The following is a 14,023-nucleotide window of genomic DNA, read 5'->3' as shown; positions in this document are numbered from 1 at the left end:
CTGCGCCGGTCGTGGAGGAATTACTGCGGGCCGCTTATGTGGATGGGAGGTGACGTTAGGAGCATGGCTGAGGATGGGACCCCCGACGGTCGACCAGTGTTGGGGACGCTGCTCGACCCCGCGGGGGACACACAGGCACGCGAGCTCTCCTTCGCGCTGGCCCGAGAGGCCGGCACGCCGGTCCGCCTGCTCGCGCCACAGCGTGCGCCGGACGCACAGACGGCGCCGGTGCCGGCGACGTCGGCCGACGGCCCGCCGGTCCAGTTCACGTGTACCGAGAGCGCGGGCGGGGCGGGGCGCTCGCCGGCCGACGCCGTCGCCGAGGAGGCGGCCGAGGTCGACGCCGACGTGGTCGTGCTCGAACGCCCGGCGTCGGAGTCCTCGGGGGTCGGGATCCGCCGGGGGACGACTGACCGGATCGTCGCGAACAGCCCGACGGACACGGTGCTCGCCAACGGCACCGGGGAACTGGACGATCTCGCGTCGATCCTCGTGCCGGTCACCGGCGGGCCGAACACCGAACTCACGGTTCGGGTGGCTCGCGCGCTGGCCGAACACGAGAACGCGTGGATCGAGCTGTTCACGGTCGTCCCGGCTGACGCCGACGCCGCACAGCGCTCCGAGGGTGCGGAACACCTCGCGGAGGCACGGCGCTACCTCGGCGATTTCGAGGAGTTCGACACGTGGCTCTACGAGGCCGACGACCCGACCGCGGCGATCGCCGAGCAGTCGGCGTACTACGACGCCATCGTGATCGGCGCGCCGACGAAGAGCCGCCTCGAACGCGTGTTGTTCGGCTCGATGCCCGACAGCGTCGACGAGCGCGTCGACATCCCCGTCGTCATGGCGGCCTCGAAGTAGCTACCCGAGGAACAGGTCGACCATGTTGCCGGAGCTCGTCCCCTTGTACAGTTCGGAGTAGCCGCAGTTCGCACAGGTCACCACCTTGAAGCTGCGGTTCTGGACGTCGAACATCTTCGAGAGTCCGGTGCCGCTGGTGGCGATCTCGTCGATCTCCGTCTCGCTGTGACCGCACTTGGGACAGCCGCTCTCGTCGTCGCCGAAATCGTCGGTCGGAGGGCACATGCGGCCGGGCGTTCGACCGAGGCCAGCAAAAAGCTACCGCGGGCGGCGAAACCTCTAACGGCCGCGCGGCCCCTCGCTCGGGTATGGCCGCCGTCGGACTGCTGTTCGCCCTCCTGTTCGCCGCGACGATCGCCGGCACGATCGGCCTCTGGTACGCGATCGACCGCGAGACGGACGACCCGCCGCGGATGGATCGGACCCACGCGGAGCGTGCGGCTCGGCAGGACACCGACGAGAACGAGGACCAATCTTCGGACGGCGATGACGACTGGGGGACGGAGACGGAGTGGGGCGTCGACGACCGACAGTGACGACGGCTTACCGATCGAGTTCGTCGACCAGCTCGTCGGCGACGCCGGTGTAGCCCGCGGGCGTGAGCGCTCGAAGCTCCTCGCGGACCGACTCGTCCACGTCGAGTTCGTCGAACAGATCCCGGAAGTCGGCGAGCGTCACCCGCCGGCCGCGGGTTAGCTCCTTCACGCGTTCGTACGCCTCCGTGTCGCCCTCGCGTCGGAGGATCGTCTGGACGGCTTCGCCGATTATCTCGGGGGTGGCCTCAAGCTCCTCGCGCATCACCTGTTCGTTAGGGACGACCTTCTCCAGCCCCGCCGCCGTCTTCCGGTAGCCGATCAGGCAGTGGGCGAGCGCAGCGCCGACGTTGCGCTTGACCGTCGAGTCCGAGAGGTCGCGCTGGAGCCGCGAAGAGGTGACGTAGTCCCGGAGGAACGTGAGGTCGGCGTTGGCTTTCGAGAGGTTCCCCTCGCTGTTCTCGAAGTCGATTGGGTTGACTTTGTGGGGCATCGTCGACGAGCCCGTCTCCGAGTCGTCGCTCTCTTGGCCGAGGTAGCGGTCCGAGACGTAGCGCCAGATATCCCGATCGAGGTCGAGCAGGACGTTGTTCACGCCCGAGAGCGCGTCGAACAGCGCCGCGAGGTCGTCACAGGGGTTGATCTGCGTCGAGAGCGGCGTGTGTTCGAGGCCGAGGTCGTCGACGAACGCCGCCGAGAACGCGCGCCAGTCGACCTCGGGGTAGGCGGCGACGTGGGCGGCGTACGTGCCCGAGGCGCCGGCGAGCTTCCCCGACAGTTCTTCGCTCGCCTCGCGGACGCGCGCCTCCGCGCGGCCGAGTCGGGCCGCGAACACGGCCATCTCCTTGCCGAACGTCGTCGGCGTCGCCGGCTGACCGTGCGTGCGTGCGAGCATCGGCACGTCGCGGTGCTCGCGGGCCATCGCGGTCAGCGACGCCCGCACGTCCTCGATAGCGGGCAGCAGCACGTCCTCGACGGCGCCCTTCGCATTCAGGCGGTTGGCGAGGTTGTTCACGTCCTCGCTGGTGAGGCCGAAGTGGATCCACGGGTGGAGCCGTTCGGGCGTCTCGGTGCGGAGGAAGTACTCGACGGCTTTCACGTCGTGGTTGGTGGCCGCAAAGCCCGCGGCCCCCTCCGTCTCGATCCGTTTGACCAGCGCGGCGTCGTCGGCGTCGAACTCGTCGACGACTTCGCGGAGGTGGGCGCGCTCCTCTGAGGTGACCTCACAGTCGACGCTCTCGTGGTCCGCGAGCGCGAGCAGGTACTCCACCTCGACGCGCAGGCGGGCCTCGATCAGCGCGGCCTCGCTGGCGTACGGCACCAGATCCGCGGTCCGGCCGGCGTACCGCCCGTCCAGCGGCGAGACGGCCGCGAGCGGCGACTCCCGGGAGAGCTCCTTCATGCCGAACGCTCGCCCGGGCAGTCACAAAACCCTGCCGGAGCGCCGCCGCGCATATCGCACCACCGTGCATACGTATGCCTCTCTATTCGCAAACAGGGCCGTAATCTATGCTCGAACATGAGTATCGGCGCTCACACGATCGCAACGCTCTTTGCGCGTTCGGCCCCGGGAACGCACATGAAGATCGCCGGCATCGCGGGTAACCGCGGTCGAAACCTTCTGCACATTGCGGACATCGCGCCCGGCGGCGCCGAACTCTCGGTCGTCGTCGCGAACGGGGAGGACGCCCCGGCGCTCGACGGCGCCGAGGAGCGCGGCATCCCGAGCGTCGCGGTCGAGCGCGGGGACGACGAGTCCCGCGAGTCCCACGAGGAGCGCATCCTCGACGCGCTGGCGGAGTACGAGTTCGACGTGCTCTGTCTGGACGGGTTCATGCGGATCCTGACGCCGGAATTTCTGGACCGTGTGGACACTGTGCTCAACGTCCACCCGTCGCTGCTGCCGGCGTTCCCCGGCGCCGACGCCCACGGGCAGGTGCTCGAGTCGAACGTCCGGACGACGGGTGCGACGGTCCACGTCGTCACCGAGGCGCTCGACGAGGGACCGATCGTCACGCAGGAGTCGGTGCCGGTGTTCGAGGACGACGACGAGCAGTCGCTGAAGGAGCGCGTGCTGTACGAGGCCGAGTTCGAGGCGTACCCGCGGGCGATCCGGTGGTTCGCCGAGGGGAAAGTCGAGGTCGAACGCGACGAGGAGGGCCGGCCCGTCGGCGTCGACATCGCGACCGACACGAAAGGTGACCTCCCGGCGCGGCGCACGGTCGCGAACCGCCGCGAGGACACGCTCCGCTACGGCGAGAACCCCCACCAAGACGCCGCGGTGTACGCCAGCGACGCGAGCGAGGAGCCGAGCGTCGTCCACGCCCCCCAACTGAACGAGGGCGCGAAGGATCTCTCCTACAACAACTACAACGACGCCGACGGCGCGCTGAATCTGGTCAAGGAGTTCGAGGAGCCCGCCGCCGCGGTGATCAAGCACACCAACCCCGCGGGCTGTGCGACCGCCGACACGCTCGCCGACGCCTACCGCGACGCGCTCTCGACCGACGCGAAGTCCGCCTTCGGCGGCATCGTCGCGCTCAACCGCGAGTGCGACGCCGAGACCGCCGCGGAGATAGTCGACTCGTTCAAGGAGGTCGTCGTCGCGCCGGGGTACACCGACGACGCGCTCGCGACGCTGACCGAGAAGGAGAACCTCCGCGTGCTGGACGTGGGCGACCGGACCGAGGACGACACGCTCGGCCCCGCGGACCGCACCGAGCGCTTCACCGAGAAGGCGCTCGTCGGCGGCCGACTCGTTCAGGAGCGCGACCGCTCGACGCTGACCCGCGAGGACCTGGAGGTCGTCACCGAGCGCGAACCGACCGACGAGCAGATCGAGACGATGCTGTTCGCCTGGAAGGTGCTCAAACACGTCAAGTCCAACGGCATCCTGATCGCCGACGGCACCGAGACCGTCGGCGTCGGGATGGGACAGGTGTCCCGCGTCGACGCGGTGACGCTGGCGGCGATGAAAGCCGAGAACGACGCGGAAGGGAAGTCCGCCGAGGGCGCCGTCGTCGCTTCTGACGCGTTCTTCCCGTTCCCGGACGCCGTCGAGGAAGCCGCCGAGGCGGGCGTCGAGGCGGTGATCCAGCCCGGCGGTTCGGTGAACGACGACGACGTGATCGAGGCCGCGAACGAACTGGGGCTGGCGATGGTGATGACCGGCCAGCGCGCATTCCGGCACGACTGACCGGCCGCGTCCGAAACGGCCAAACGCCCACCGGCCGCAACGTCGACCATGCAGTACCACGAGGCCGCGAACTTCCTGTTCGACCTCCGGCGGTTCGGCGTCGACCCCGGGGTCGAGTCGGTACAGGACCTCCTCGCGGCGATGGACGTCTCCCCGACCGAGGGCTCTGGCCCCGCCTACGTACAGGTCGCGGGCACCAACGGGAAGGGGAGCACCGCCCGCATGGTCGAGTCGGCGCTGCGGGAGGCGGGCCTCTCGGTCGGCCTGTACACGTCGCCTCACCTCGACCACCTCACCGAACGGATCCAGATCGACGGCCGGGAGATGCCCCGATCGGCTGTCGCCGAGTTCGTCGATGAGGCAAAACCGTGGCTGGTCGATCGCGCGGCCGACGGCGCGCCGCTCACCTTCTTCGAGGTCGTCACCGCGATGGGGATCTGGCAGTTCGAGCGCGCCGACGTGGACGTGGCAGTCCTCGAGGTCGGCCTCGGCGGCGAACTCGACGCCACCTCCGCGGTCGACCCCACCGCCAGCGCGGTCACGAACGTCTCGCTGGAGCACACCGGCGTGCTCGGGGAGACCGTCGAGGAGATCGCCGAGACGAAGTCACACGTCGCCCCCGAGGGACGCCGGCTCGTGACCGGTACCGAGGGTGCAGCGCTCTCGACGGTCCGTGACGTTGCGGGCCGGGTCGGCGCCAGCGGCGTGATCACCGTCGGGGAGGACGACTGGGCGGGCGAAGGTGCCACGGAAAAGGAAGCGCACCCCGACGTGACAGTGAGCTACGACGGCCGCGTCACCCACCAGCAGGCCGCTGTGAGCGTGGCGGCCGAGGACTGGTCGGTCGACGCAGAGATCCCGTTGCTCGGCGAGCACCAAGCCGAGAACGCCGGGATCGCCTGCGTGCTCGCCCGGCAGGTCGGCGACGAACTCGGCGTCGACGTGGATCGGACCGCGCTGGAGCGGGGGCTGGCCCGCGCCGACTGGCCCGGCCGGTTCGAGGTGATGGGCCAGTCGCCGCTAACCGTGCTCGACGGCGCGCACAACCCCGAGGCCTGCGAGACCGTCGGAGAGACGCTCTCGACGTTCGAGTACGACGACTGCCACATCGTCGTCGCCGCGATGCACGACAAGGACACCGCCGCGATGGCGGCGGCGCTGCCCGACGGCTCGGTGACCACCTGTGCGCCCGCGACCGACCGCGCGGAGGACCCCGAGGTGCTGGCCCGGACGTTCGAGGACGCGGGCTACGACGACGTGCGCTCGACCGGCTCCGTCGCGAACGCGCTCTCGCTGGCCCGCGAGGACGCCGAGGAGGACGATGCGCTGCTCGTGACTGGCTCGCTGTACGCCGTCGCCGAAGCGCGAGCGACGTGGACCCGACTCCAGATCCCCAAACGGATCGAGTCGATCGACGAGGCCGAGACCGTCCTGCGAAACGGGCAGGTCTCCGAGCCGGGGATCTGGCGGATGCGCGGGAAGGCCGATCACCGCGTGCTGCACACCCGGGTTCAGCAGCGGCAGGCCGAGTACCTCAAGCAGGAGATGCTCTCGCTCGACGGCGAGTGCTCGGCGTCGGCGCTGCGCTCCGGCGGCGAACTCCACGACGTGGTGCTCTCGGGCACGATGGCGCAGTTCAAACGCCTCGCCGAGAAACTGCAGGGCCAGCCGTGGGGGCTTTCCGAACTCGGCGAGGAGATCCGCGAGTCGCTGGGAATTCAGTACAGCCCGCCCGAGCGCGACCTCCCGTGGCCGCAGGACCGAACGGCGGTGATGGGCGTCCTGAACGTCACGCCGGACTCGTTCCACGACGGCGGCGAGTACGAACGCGTCGAGGACGCGGTCTCCCGGGCCGAGGCGATGGTCGAGGCCGGCGCGGACGTGATCGACGTGGGCGGGGAGAGCACCCGCCCGGGCGCCGATCCTGTGGAGATCGAGGAGGAACTGAATCGGGTGCTGCCGGTCGTCGAGGAGCTGAGCGAACTGGACGTGCCGATCTCCGTCGACACGCGCCGGCCCGAGGTCGCCCGCGCGGTGGTCGACGCCGGCGCCGACGTACTCAACGACGTGGAGGGGCTGCAGGACCCCGAGATGCGCCGCGTCGTCGCCGAGACGGGCGTCCCGGTGGTGTTGATGCACTCGATCGAGGCGCCGGTCGACCCGAGTACGGCGGTCGAGTACGACGACGTGGTCGAGGAGACGATCCGGGAACTCGGCGACCGACTGCTCGCCGCCGAGAAGGCCGGCGTCGACCGCGAGCAGGTGATCGTCGACCCCGGGATCGGCTTCGGGAAGAGCGCCCGCGAGTCGTTCGAACTGCTCGACCGGCTCGAAGAGTTCGAGGCGCTGGGCTGTCCGCTGCTGTTCGGCCACTCTCACAAGTCGCTGTTCGAACTGACCGGCGAGGAAGCGGGCGACGCGCCGCACTCCACGGTCGCCGCGACGGCGCTCGCCGCGCGTAACGGCGCCGATATCGTCCGCGTCCACGACGTGGCCGAGAACGTCGCCGCCGTGAACGTCGCCGACGCCACCGACGATCCGGAGGGGTTCGAGCCGTGAGCGACACTGGAGGGGAAGCGGACGGCGACGGAAACGCCGAATTCGGTCCGTACGAGGCCGTCTACGCTCACCCCGAAGGCGACGCCACGGCCGCTCGGCAGGTCAAAACCGCCGCGGAGTACGGCTTCGACGGGGTGGTCGTTCGCACGCGCGAAGCCGAGTACGACGCCGGTACGCTGGCCGGACGGCACGGGATCGACGTGGTTCGCGGGGTCGAGATCGACGCCGCGGACCCGCAGGAGGCCAGCGGCGCGGTCGGGAACTTCCGGGGCGACTGCACCCTGCTGCTGGTCCGTGGCGGCACGGACGCGGTCAACCGCTTCGCCGTCGAGCACGACCGCGTGGACGTACTGACGCGGCCGTTCGGCGACGGCGGCGACGTGAACCACGTGCTCGTGAAGGCGGCAGTCGAACACGGCGTGCGCATCGAGTTCGACCTCGGTCCGGTACTGCGCGACGACGGCGGGACGCGGGTCCGGCGGCTCCGGAAGCTCAGGAAGCTCCGGGAGCTGGTCGAGGACTTCGACGCGCCGTACGTCGTGAGCGCGACGCCCGAGAGCCACCTCCGGCTGCGCGCGCCGCGGGAGCTCGCTGCGGTGGGCGAGCAGATCGGCTTCGGCGCCGAGGCCGTCCGCGATGGACTGGCCGAGTGGGGCCGACTCGCCGCCCGCAACCGGGAACGGCTCTCCGATTCCTTCATCTCTCCGGGGGTCCAACGGGGGCGGTACGAGGAATGAAACGCTCGATCGAGGACCACGCCGAGCGGTTCTCCGCCGTCGCGGCGGAGTACGACGAACAGCAGGACAGCGAGGAGTACGGTGCCTGTGCCTCGCTGGTGATCGAGGCCGCCGATCCCGACTCCGACGAGACAGTGCTCGACCTCGGGACGGGCACGGGCGCGATAGCGCTCGCGCTCGCCCCCGAGGCCGGCCGCGTGATCGGTCGGGACATCAGCGAGGGAATGCTCGCCGAGGCCGAGCGGAAGGCCGAGGCGGGCGGCCACGAGAACGTCACGTTCGGCGAAGGGCGGTTCCGCGAGCCGAACGTCGACGAGTCGGTCGACGTGGTCGTCTCGAACTTCGCGATGCACCACCTCGCCGACGAGGAGAAGCGCGAGGCGATCGAGGTCATCGCGGATCTCGAGCCGCGGCGGTTCGTGCTCGGCGACGTGATGCTGTCGGCGGCGATCCCCGAGGGCGAGGAGCAGTACTCCCCGGAGGTCGACGACCCCGCGACCGTCGGCGTGCTGGTGGAGGCGCTGACCGACGCCGGCTTCACCGTTTCCGACGCGACGCTCGTGAGCGAGCAGTACGGGGTGCTCGTCGCCGACCGATGAAACACCTCCCCAAACACCTCCAGCCGCGCTGGCGCTACCTCGCGGTCGCGATCGAGAGCTGGCCCGACGCGGATATCGGACGCCGGGCGTTCCAGCGCGAACTCTGGTACGCCGGGCAGAACCTCTTGGGCGACCCGGGCAGCGCCGCCGCCGACCTGCGCGTGATGCGCTTCGCACTCGGGGAGGGAAGCGGCGGCGCGATCGTCCGCGCCCGGCGCGGCGAGGTCGACGCCGCCCGCGCGGCGATCGCCTGCGTCGACGAGGTCGACGGCGAGCCGGTCGGCCTTCGCGTCTCCGGCGTCTCGGGCAGCGTCGACGCCGCTTCGGAAAGCTATTTAGGCGATCCAGCCGGCAGTTTAACACAGGAAGAGGTCGCGTTCGCGGGTGCCGAGCACCCGGCCCGATCCCGTGACGGCGCCGTCGACATGGCGGCCCCGGCGGGGTGGATCGGCGCGACCGTTCGGGATCTCGAGTGACCATGCAAGGACAACAACAGCAGGCCTACGACCGCGGTATCACCATCTTCTCGCCCGACGGGCGACTGTACCAAGTCGAGTACGCCCGCGAGGCAGTCAAGCGAGGCACGCCCAGCGTCGGCGTCCGGACACCGGAGGGCGTCGTGCTCGCGGCGGACAAGCGCCGGCGCTCGAAGATGATCGAGCCGGACTCCGTCGAGAAGCTCCACAAGGCCGACGAGCACATCGGCATCGCCAGCGCCGGCCACGTCGCCGACGCGCGCAAGCTGATCGACGTCGCGCGCCGGGAGGCACAGACCAACCGCCTGCGCTACGGCGAGCCGATCACCGTCGAGACGCTCTCGAAGACGGTGACGGACTTCATCCAGCAGTACACCCAGTACGGCGGCGCCCGTCCGTTCGGCGTCTCGCTGATCGTCGGCGGCGTCACGAACGGCCGGCCGCGGCTGTTCGAGTGCGACCCCAGCGGCACCCCCTACGAGTGGCAGGCACTCTCCGTCGGCGCGAACCGGAGCGACATTCGCGATCACCTCGAGGCCGAGTACGAGGACGACATGAGCCTCGAAGCGGGCGTCGGCCTCGCGCTCTCGGCGCTCGCGGTCCACGACGACGAGGAGATGACGCCCGACGGCGTCGACATCGCGACGATCGACGTCGACACCGAGGAGTACGTCCACCTGCCGCCCGAGGAGGTCGAGACCCACCTCGAGAAGCGGGACCTGCTGGCGGACGACGAGAGCGGCGACGCCCAGTAACCCCGCGATGGCGTACGAACTCCGTGAATCGCCGCCGACGGTCGACCGGTTTCTCGAACTCCGCGACGCTGCAGGGATGGCCGAACGCTCGCGCGAGGCAGTCGAACAGGGGCTGCCGAACAGCCTGTACGCCGTCACGGTCGTCGACGGGACGGGCGAGACGGTCGGGATGGCCCGGATCGTGGGCGACGGAGGGTCGGTGTACCACGTCTGCGACATGGCTGTCCACCCCGACCACCAGCGACAGGGGCTGGGGAGCCGGATGATGGACGCGCTGATGGAGTGGATCGACGAGGAGGCCCCGCCGGCGGCGTACGTGAACCTGATGGCGGACGTGGACGGCTTCTACGAACAGTGGGGGTTCGAGCGGACCGCGCCGGCCTCGAAGGGGATGTACTACCGCGTGCCCGAGGCGTAGGGACAATACGGGCCACGAGACGACACGGCGGTCGCCGACGCTCACTCGCCGTGATCGGTTAAAAGTACAATCGCGGCGTAGGTTCCGTGGCCTCGACACGGAGGTCGAGACAGGTCACGAGCCGCGAGTTATCAGTACTCCTCGTAGGCGAGGTTCATCAGCCACTGCGAGAACGCGTCGGACTGCGGGTCGATCTCCTCCTCGCCGATGAAGGGGGTGAGCTTGTCGCCGGCCATCAAAAGCGAGAAGTCCAGATCGCGCGTGCGGGGCTTCAGCAGGTACGTGTTGTGTCCGTCGTACACCGCCTCCTCGCGCTGGATCAGCTCCTTCTCGGCGAGCCCCTCCGCGATGCGGCTCCCCTTCCGCGAGGAGATGTCCAGTTCCTTCCAGAAGTCGCTCTGGTAGATGCCGCCGGAGTCACGGATCAGCTCCAGGGCCCGCCGCTCGTCGTCGCTGAGGTCGTACTCGGCCGCGCTCATGTGTACCCGGCTTTACGGGCCGGAGGTTAAAGGCTACCGTCCCCACGGCGCAACCGTTATCCGAGCAAGCCCCCTATCTCGTACCGAAATGAGTACTCAGAGCGAACTCACCGAGGAGGAAGTCCGGGAGCAGGTCGAGGAGGTTCTCGACGAGAACGAGGTCGTCCTGTTCATGAAGGGCAACCGGCTGATGCCCCAGTGTGGCTACTCCCAGCGTGCGGTGCAGCTGCTCTCTCAGCACCGCGCGGAGTTCGAGACTATCGACGTGCTGCCCGCGCTCCCGCAGTACCGGGCCGTGCTCGAGGAGAAGTCCGGCTGGGAGACGATCCCGCAGACGTTCGTCGACGGCGAGTTCGTCGGCGGCAGCGACATCCTCGCCGAGCTCGACGAGCGCGGCGAGCTGGCCGAGACCGTCAACGCCACCGCCTGAACCCCCCGGTAACAACAGCTAAAAGGCTAGCCGGCCTACCTATCGACGTACTACCGCGGTTTCGCCGCCCGCCGCCCACCGAACTCCCACACCAACCCCATCCCACACCTACAAATGACTGGTCGCGTATTCAGACTCCACTCGACCCTCGAACTGCCACTCGAAGACCTCGAAGCGTTCCTCGAGGACCCGGATCTTCCCCCCGAGCTCGACGACGTCGAGCTCACCCGCCGGAACAACACCCTGATCCTGAAAGCGGTCGCGGAGGACGCCGACATCGGGAAGTACACCCCGACCGCACAGCTCAAAGCCAGTGTCTCCGAGACGCGGGTGTACGAGGAGGAGCCGCCCAAGACGGCCCCGACGTGGGGCCAAGAGGAGGAGGAGGAGGAGATCCCCTCCGAGCTCGTGGAGTTCGCCTGCTTCAAGGGCGACCGCGAGACGGTGCTCCAGAACAGCGCGCTGCGGTTCCCGATGTTCCTCGTGCTCCGGGAACTCGCGCTCATCTCCGAGAAAGGCACCCTGACCGCCGTGCTCGAGAAGGACGGCGACCTGCAGGCCGTCCGCATCGTCGAGGGCGAGGAACGTCCCGCGAGCGTCGAAGTCGTCGAGAACCCCCGACAGGGCAACGGCGAGGACGGCGGCGTCAACTGGCGGGACAACGAGTTCATCAGCTAATTCGGGCCTGAATACTCCCGAGCAACGCGTAGTTTTCGCGTCCCACGAGGAGTCTACGGAGAGTATCAGTCGCGGATGTGCCAGAGGAACTGGACGAGTGGCGGCGCGACTAACGCGACGGTGAAGGCTATCGACACCCCCTGAATGGCCGAGAAGCTGAAAAACGCCGAAAGGACGGCCAACGACGCGGCGAAGGATGCGGACGTCAACCACACCCGTTTCAAGTGCTTGTCGACATCCGTGTCCGGCGGGACAACGTAGATCTCCTGTTCGTTTTTCTCGACCACATCGACGATCGATTCGACTGCCTTCGACGTTCGGGTCATCCGCTGTTCGAGGCTGTTGATGTTGCTGTCGATCTTGTCGATGTGTTTCTCCAGAAGCTTCGCTTTCGTCTCCGTCTCGGCCTTCTCTCTGGCCTGTTCCCGAATCTTCTCCCGTTCCTGATGCTGGAGGGAGTTCACGTCGCGAATCTCCTGCCGCGCGTTTTCCCGGGCTTCCTTCCGAATCTCGACAATTCGTTTCCGGGGGAGCTTGACCACTTCCTTCGGGTCGTACCCGTTGATGTCGTCCAGTCCCTCCAGTTGATCCGAGCCGTCCCGATCGGCCATTTCGTCGTGTGACGGCTCTGTGCCATTATAAATGTCCTGATGAATTCGAACGCCCAGACAGAAACCATTTCAGTCCCCCGCTAATTAGATGTAATTACGAATGGCCGAGTTCCCCGACTACTTGGACGTCGACTACACGGACGGCGAGGGCGAGTCCCCCGCGGACTACCCGAGCCTCGAACACAAGATCGAGAAGGCCATCGAGGTCACCCGGCAGGGGCTGGAGCAGTACGAGAACCCCGCGATCATGTGGACCGGGGGGAAGGACTCCACGCTCACGCTGTACTTCGTGAAGGAGGTCGCCGAGAAGCACGGGCTGGAGATGCCGCCCGCGGTGTTCCTCGACCACTACCAGCACTTCGACGAACTCATCGACTTCGTCGAGCACTGGGCCGACGAGTGGGACCTCGACGTGCACTTCGCGCGCAACGAGGACATCGGCGCCTACGTCGAGGAGCACGGCCTCACGCCGGGCGACGACATCGAAATCTCCGCGCTCAACGAGCAGAACCGCCACCACATCCGGAACATCCTCGAGTACGAGGACGACACGTTCCCGTTCCTGCTCGACACCTACGTCGGCAACCACCTGCTGAAGACGGTGCCGCTGAACAACGCCATCGAGGAGCTGAACATCGACGGCATCGTCTCCGGCGTCCGCTGGGACGAGCAGGAGGCCCGCGCCGACGAGACGTTCTTCAGCCCGCGCCACGACCCCGACATCTACCCGCCCCACGACCGCATCCAGCCGATCCTGCAGTTCGACGAGCGCGCGGTCTGGGACTGCTTCTGGCACTACGTCGTGCCGGACACCGTCGAGGGCTACCCCGACGACGGCTACGTCCCCGACGACGCCGACGACCTGCCCAACGGGCTGACCCAGGACGACATCCCGGTCTCGCCCAAGTACTTCGCCGGCTTCCGCTCGCTCGGCTCGGAGGTCTCCACCGAGAAGAGCGAGGAGGAGCCTGCGTGGCACCAGGACCTCGAGAACACCACCGAGCGCGCCGGCCGCGCCCAGGACAAGGAGGACCTCATGGAGCGCCTCCGCGACCTGGGCTACATGTAGACGGCGACCCGGCCCGGCACACGCTTTTTCCGATCGACGCTCCCGAAACCCGGAGTCCCCCGAGCGCGAGCTGGGCCTCATGGGCTCGTTCGCCGACGACGTGGGGGCGTACCTCCGCCGGGAGCTCTCGGCACGTCGCCCCGGAGTCCAGTGGGAGACCGAGTACCGGGTCGGCGGCACGCCCGTCGATCTCGGCGGCCGCGCCGGCGAGCGCCTCGTCCTCGTCGAACTGGAGTGGCGCCGGGCCGACCCCGCGGACAACACCGCGAAGCTCTGCCGACACGTCGCGGAGGGCAGCATCGACGCCGACACCGTCGTCGTGTTCCAACTGTTTACCCGATACTACGACCTCGCCCGCGGCGGCGTCTCCTCGAAACGGAAGAACGCCGAGTTCGTCGGTCGGACCGCCGCCGACCTGTTCGACCACGTGACGTACCACCCGCTCGACTTCGACGTGGCGCCGCCCAAGCGGGGCGGCGAGCGGCCGGACTGGTGGCGCGACGACGCTGACGCGATCGCCGCGGCGATCTGTGATCGCTTGGAGGGGAGTAGCCCACCCGAGGAGTGATTCCCGGGGAAAACCGGCGTCCGCCGCCGAGCCACCCCTGAGCGGCCTTTTCGA

Annotated in this window: 17 protein-coding genes; 13 read left to right on the top strand and 4 right to left on the bottom strand. The window is 68.5% G+C overall.

Features of this window, described 5'->3' with window-relative positions; translation table 11 throughout:
- Positions 1-63 precede the first annotated feature (63 nt).
- Positions 64-861 carry a universal stress protein gene (locus ACYQZ5_RS08740; RefSeq protein ID WP_459845869.1) on the top strand — a complete coding sequence of 266 codons (798 nt, stop codon included), beginning with the start codon at positions 64-66 and terminating at the stop codon, positions 859-861.
- Here the strand turns inward: ACYQZ5_RS08740 and ACYQZ5_RS08735 are convergent, their stop codons facing one another.
- Entirely contained in the window at positions 862-1,086 is a 225-nt protein-coding gene (locus tag ACYQZ5_RS08735; protein ID WP_379732621.1) for a zinc ribbon domain-containing protein, read from the bottom strand.
- 83 nt (positions 1,087-1,169) lie between these two features.
- Here ACYQZ5_RS08735 and ACYQZ5_RS08730 point away from each other — a divergent pair, with 83 nt between their 5' ends.
- Positions 1,170-1,397 carry a DUF8143 family protein gene (locus tag ACYQZ5_RS08730; RefSeq protein ID WP_379732620.1) on the top strand — a complete coding sequence of 76 codons (228 nt, stop codon included), beginning with the start codon at positions 1,170-1,172 and terminating at the stop codon, positions 1,395-1,397.
- Positions 1,398-1,404: 7 nt separating this feature from the next.
- On the opposite strand, the gene purB is transcribed toward ACYQZ5_RS08730, so the two are convergent.
- Entirely contained in the window at positions 1,405-2,796 is a 1,392-nt protein-coding gene (gene purB, locus ACYQZ5_RS08725) for an adenylosuccinate lyase (RefSeq protein WP_379818509.1), read from the bottom strand.
- Positions 2,797-2,973: 177 nt separating this feature from the next.
- Between purB and purH the strand changes: the two genes are divergently transcribed.
- Genes purH through ACYQZ5_RS08690 form a run of 7 tightly spaced genes read left to right on the top strand, consistent with a single transcriptional unit; the run spans position 2,974 to position 10,134 of the window.
- Positions 2,974-4,590, top strand: a complete 1,617-nt coding sequence (purH, locus tag ACYQZ5_RS08720; protein WP_379732164.1) for a bifunctional phosphoribosylaminoimidazolecarboxamide formyltransferase/IMP cyclohydrolase — start codon at positions 2,974-2,976, stop codon at positions 4,588-4,590.
- A gap of 48 nt (positions 4,591-4,638) precedes the next feature.
- Entirely contained in the window at positions 4,639-7,149 is a 2,511-nt protein-coding gene (gene folP / locus ACYQZ5_RS08715; RefSeq protein ID WP_459845866.1) for a dihydropteroate synthase, read from the top strand.
- The gene (locus ACYQZ5_RS08710) at positions 7,146-7,886 is read left to right on the top strand and encodes an RNase P subunit p30 family protein (protein WP_379818512.1); all 741 of its coding nucleotides are present in this window, start codon (positions 7,146-7,148) and stop codon (positions 7,884-7,886) included. The genes folP and ACYQZ5_RS08710 overlap by 4 nt, the downstream gene beginning before the upstream one ends.
- Positions 7,883-8,485 carry a class I SAM-dependent methyltransferase gene (locus ACYQZ5_RS08705; RefSeq protein WP_379733105.1) on the top strand — a complete coding sequence of 201 codons (603 nt, stop codon included), beginning with the start codon at positions 7,883-7,885 and terminating at the stop codon, positions 8,483-8,485. Before ACYQZ5_RS08710 ends, ACYQZ5_RS08705 begins: the two co-directional genes overlap by 4 nt.
- Entirely contained in the window at positions 8,482-8,961 is a 480-nt protein-coding gene (locus ACYQZ5_RS08700) for an Rpp14/Pop5 family protein (protein ID WP_379818514.1), read from the top strand. The genes ACYQZ5_RS08705 and ACYQZ5_RS08700 overlap by 4 nt, the downstream gene beginning before the upstream one ends.
- A gap of 2 nt (positions 8,962-8,963) precedes the next feature.
- On the top strand, positions 8,964-9,716 hold the full coding sequence (gene psmA, locus ACYQZ5_RS08695; protein ID WP_379731211.1) for an archaeal proteasome endopeptidase complex subunit alpha: 753 nt from the start codon (positions 8,964-8,966) through the stop codon (positions 9,714-9,716).
- A 7-nt stretch (positions 9,717-9,723) separates the two neighbouring features.
- Complete coding sequence (locus ACYQZ5_RS08690) at positions 9,724-10,134, top strand: GNAT family N-acetyltransferase (protein WP_379731210.1); 411 nt, start codon at positions 9,724-9,726, stop codon at positions 10,132-10,134.
- A gap of 131 nt (positions 10,135-10,265) precedes the next feature.
- Here ACYQZ5_RS08690 and ACYQZ5_RS08685 read toward each other — a convergent pair whose 3' ends face one another.
- Complete coding sequence (locus ACYQZ5_RS08685; RefSeq protein ID WP_379731209.1) at positions 10,266-10,613, bottom strand: helix-turn-helix transcriptional regulator; 348 nt, start codon at positions 10,611-10,613, stop codon at positions 10,266-10,268.
- Between the two features lie 88 nt (positions 10,614-10,701).
- Between ACYQZ5_RS08685 and ACYQZ5_RS08680 the strand changes: the two genes are divergently transcribed.
- Positions 10,702-11,043, top strand: coding sequence for a glutaredoxin family protein (locus ACYQZ5_RS08680; protein WP_379731208.1), 342 nt, complete (start codon positions 10,702-10,704; stop codon positions 11,041-11,043).
- 114 nt (positions 11,044-11,157) lie between these two features.
- Complete coding sequence (locus ACYQZ5_RS08675; protein WP_379731207.1) at positions 11,158-11,721, top strand: DUF7110 family protein; 564 nt, start codon at positions 11,158-11,160, stop codon at positions 11,719-11,721.
- 65 nt (positions 11,722-11,786) lie between these two features.
- Here ACYQZ5_RS08675 and ACYQZ5_RS08670 read toward each other — a convergent pair whose 3' ends face one another.
- Positions 11,787-12,332, bottom strand: coding sequence for a hypothetical protein (locus ACYQZ5_RS08670; protein WP_379731205.1), 546 nt, complete (start codon positions 12,330-12,332; stop codon positions 11,787-11,789).
- Positions 12,333-12,432: 100 nt separating this feature from the next.
- Here ACYQZ5_RS08670 and ACYQZ5_RS08665 point away from each other — a divergent pair, with 100 nt between their 5' ends.
- Together ACYQZ5_RS08665 and ACYQZ5_RS08660 are read left to right on the top strand one after the other, a co-directional pair.
- The gene (locus ACYQZ5_RS08665; protein ID WP_379731204.1) at positions 12,433-13,401 is read left to right on the top strand and encodes a phosphoadenosine phosphosulfate reductase family protein; all 969 of its coding nucleotides are present in this window, start codon (positions 12,433-12,435) and stop codon (positions 13,399-13,401) included.
- A gap of 79 nt (positions 13,402-13,480) precedes the next feature.
- Positions 13,481-13,969 (top strand): hypothetical protein, encoded by a 489-nt coding sequence (locus ACYQZ5_RS08660; RefSeq protein WP_379731203.1) that lies wholly within the window; start codon positions 13,481-13,483, stop codon positions 13,967-13,969.
- The last annotated feature ends 54 nt before the right edge of the window (positions 13,970-14,023 follow it).

The organism is Halolamina salina, assembly GCF_054653455.1.
Note: the sequence above shows the minus strand (reverse complement) of the source record. Positions and strands in the feature narration are given on the sequence as shown.

What these genes read in the sequence shown, in the direction of transcription:
- ACYQZ5_RS08740 (WP_459845869.1), top strand. Translation starts at nt 64, where the DNA reads ATGGCTGAGGATGGGACCCCCGACGGTCGACCAGTGTTGGGGACGCTG.
- ACYQZ5_RS08735 (WP_379732621.1), bottom strand. Translation starts at nt 1,086, where the DNA reads ATGTGCCCTCCGACCGACGATTTCGGCGACGACGAGAGCGGCTGTCCC.
- ACYQZ5_RS08730 (WP_379732620.1), top strand. Translation starts at nt 1,170, where the DNA reads ATGGCCGCCGTCGGACTGCTGTTCGCCCTCCTGTTCGCCGCGACGATC.
- purB (WP_379818509.1), bottom strand. Translation starts at nt 2,796, where the DNA reads ATGAAGGAGCTCTCCCGGGAGTCGCCGCTCGCGGCCGTCTCGCCGCTG.
- purH (WP_379732164.1), top strand. Translation starts at nt 2,974, where the DNA reads ATGAAGATCGCCGGCATCGCGGGTAACCGCGGTCGAAACCTTCTGCAC.
- folP (WP_459845866.1), top strand. Translation starts at nt 4,639, where the DNA reads ATGCAGTACCACGAGGCCGCGAACTTCCTGTTCGACCTCCGGCGGTTC.
- ACYQZ5_RS08705 (WP_379733105.1), top strand. Translation starts at nt 7,883, where the DNA reads ATGAAACGCTCGATCGAGGACCACGCCGAGCGGTTCTCCGCCGTCGCG.
- ACYQZ5_RS08700 (WP_379818514.1), top strand. Translation starts at nt 8,482, where the DNA reads ATGAAACACCTCCCCAAACACCTCCAGCCGCGCTGGCGCTACCTCGCG.
- psmA (WP_379731211.1), top strand. Translation starts at nt 8,964, where the DNA reads ATGCAAGGACAACAACAGCAGGCCTACGACCGCGGTATCACCATCTTC.
- ACYQZ5_RS08690 (WP_379731210.1), top strand. Translation starts at nt 9,724, where the DNA reads ATGGCGTACGAACTCCGTGAATCGCCGCCGACGGTCGACCGGTTTCTC.
- ACYQZ5_RS08685 (WP_379731209.1), bottom strand. Translation starts at nt 10,613, where the DNA reads ATGAGCGCGGCCGAGTACGACCTCAGCGACGACGAGCGGCGGGCCCTG.
- ACYQZ5_RS08680 (WP_379731208.1), top strand. Translation starts at nt 10,702, where the DNA reads ATGAGTACTCAGAGCGAACTCACCGAGGAGGAAGTCCGGGAGCAGGTC.
- ACYQZ5_RS08675 (WP_379731207.1), top strand. Translation starts at nt 11,158, where the DNA reads ATGACTGGTCGCGTATTCAGACTCCACTCGACCCTCGAACTGCCACTC.
- ACYQZ5_RS08670 (WP_379731205.1), bottom strand. Translation starts at nt 12,332, where the DNA reads ATGGCCGATCGGGACGGCTCGGATCAACTGGAGGGACTGGACGACATC.
- ACYQZ5_RS08665 (WP_379731204.1), top strand. Translation starts at nt 12,433, where the DNA reads ATGGCCGAGTTCCCCGACTACTTGGACGTCGACTACACGGACGGCGAG.
- ACYQZ5_RS08660 (WP_379731203.1), top strand. Translation starts at nt 13,481, where the DNA reads ATGGGCTCGTTCGCCGACGACGTGGGGGCGTACCTCCGCCGGGAGCTC.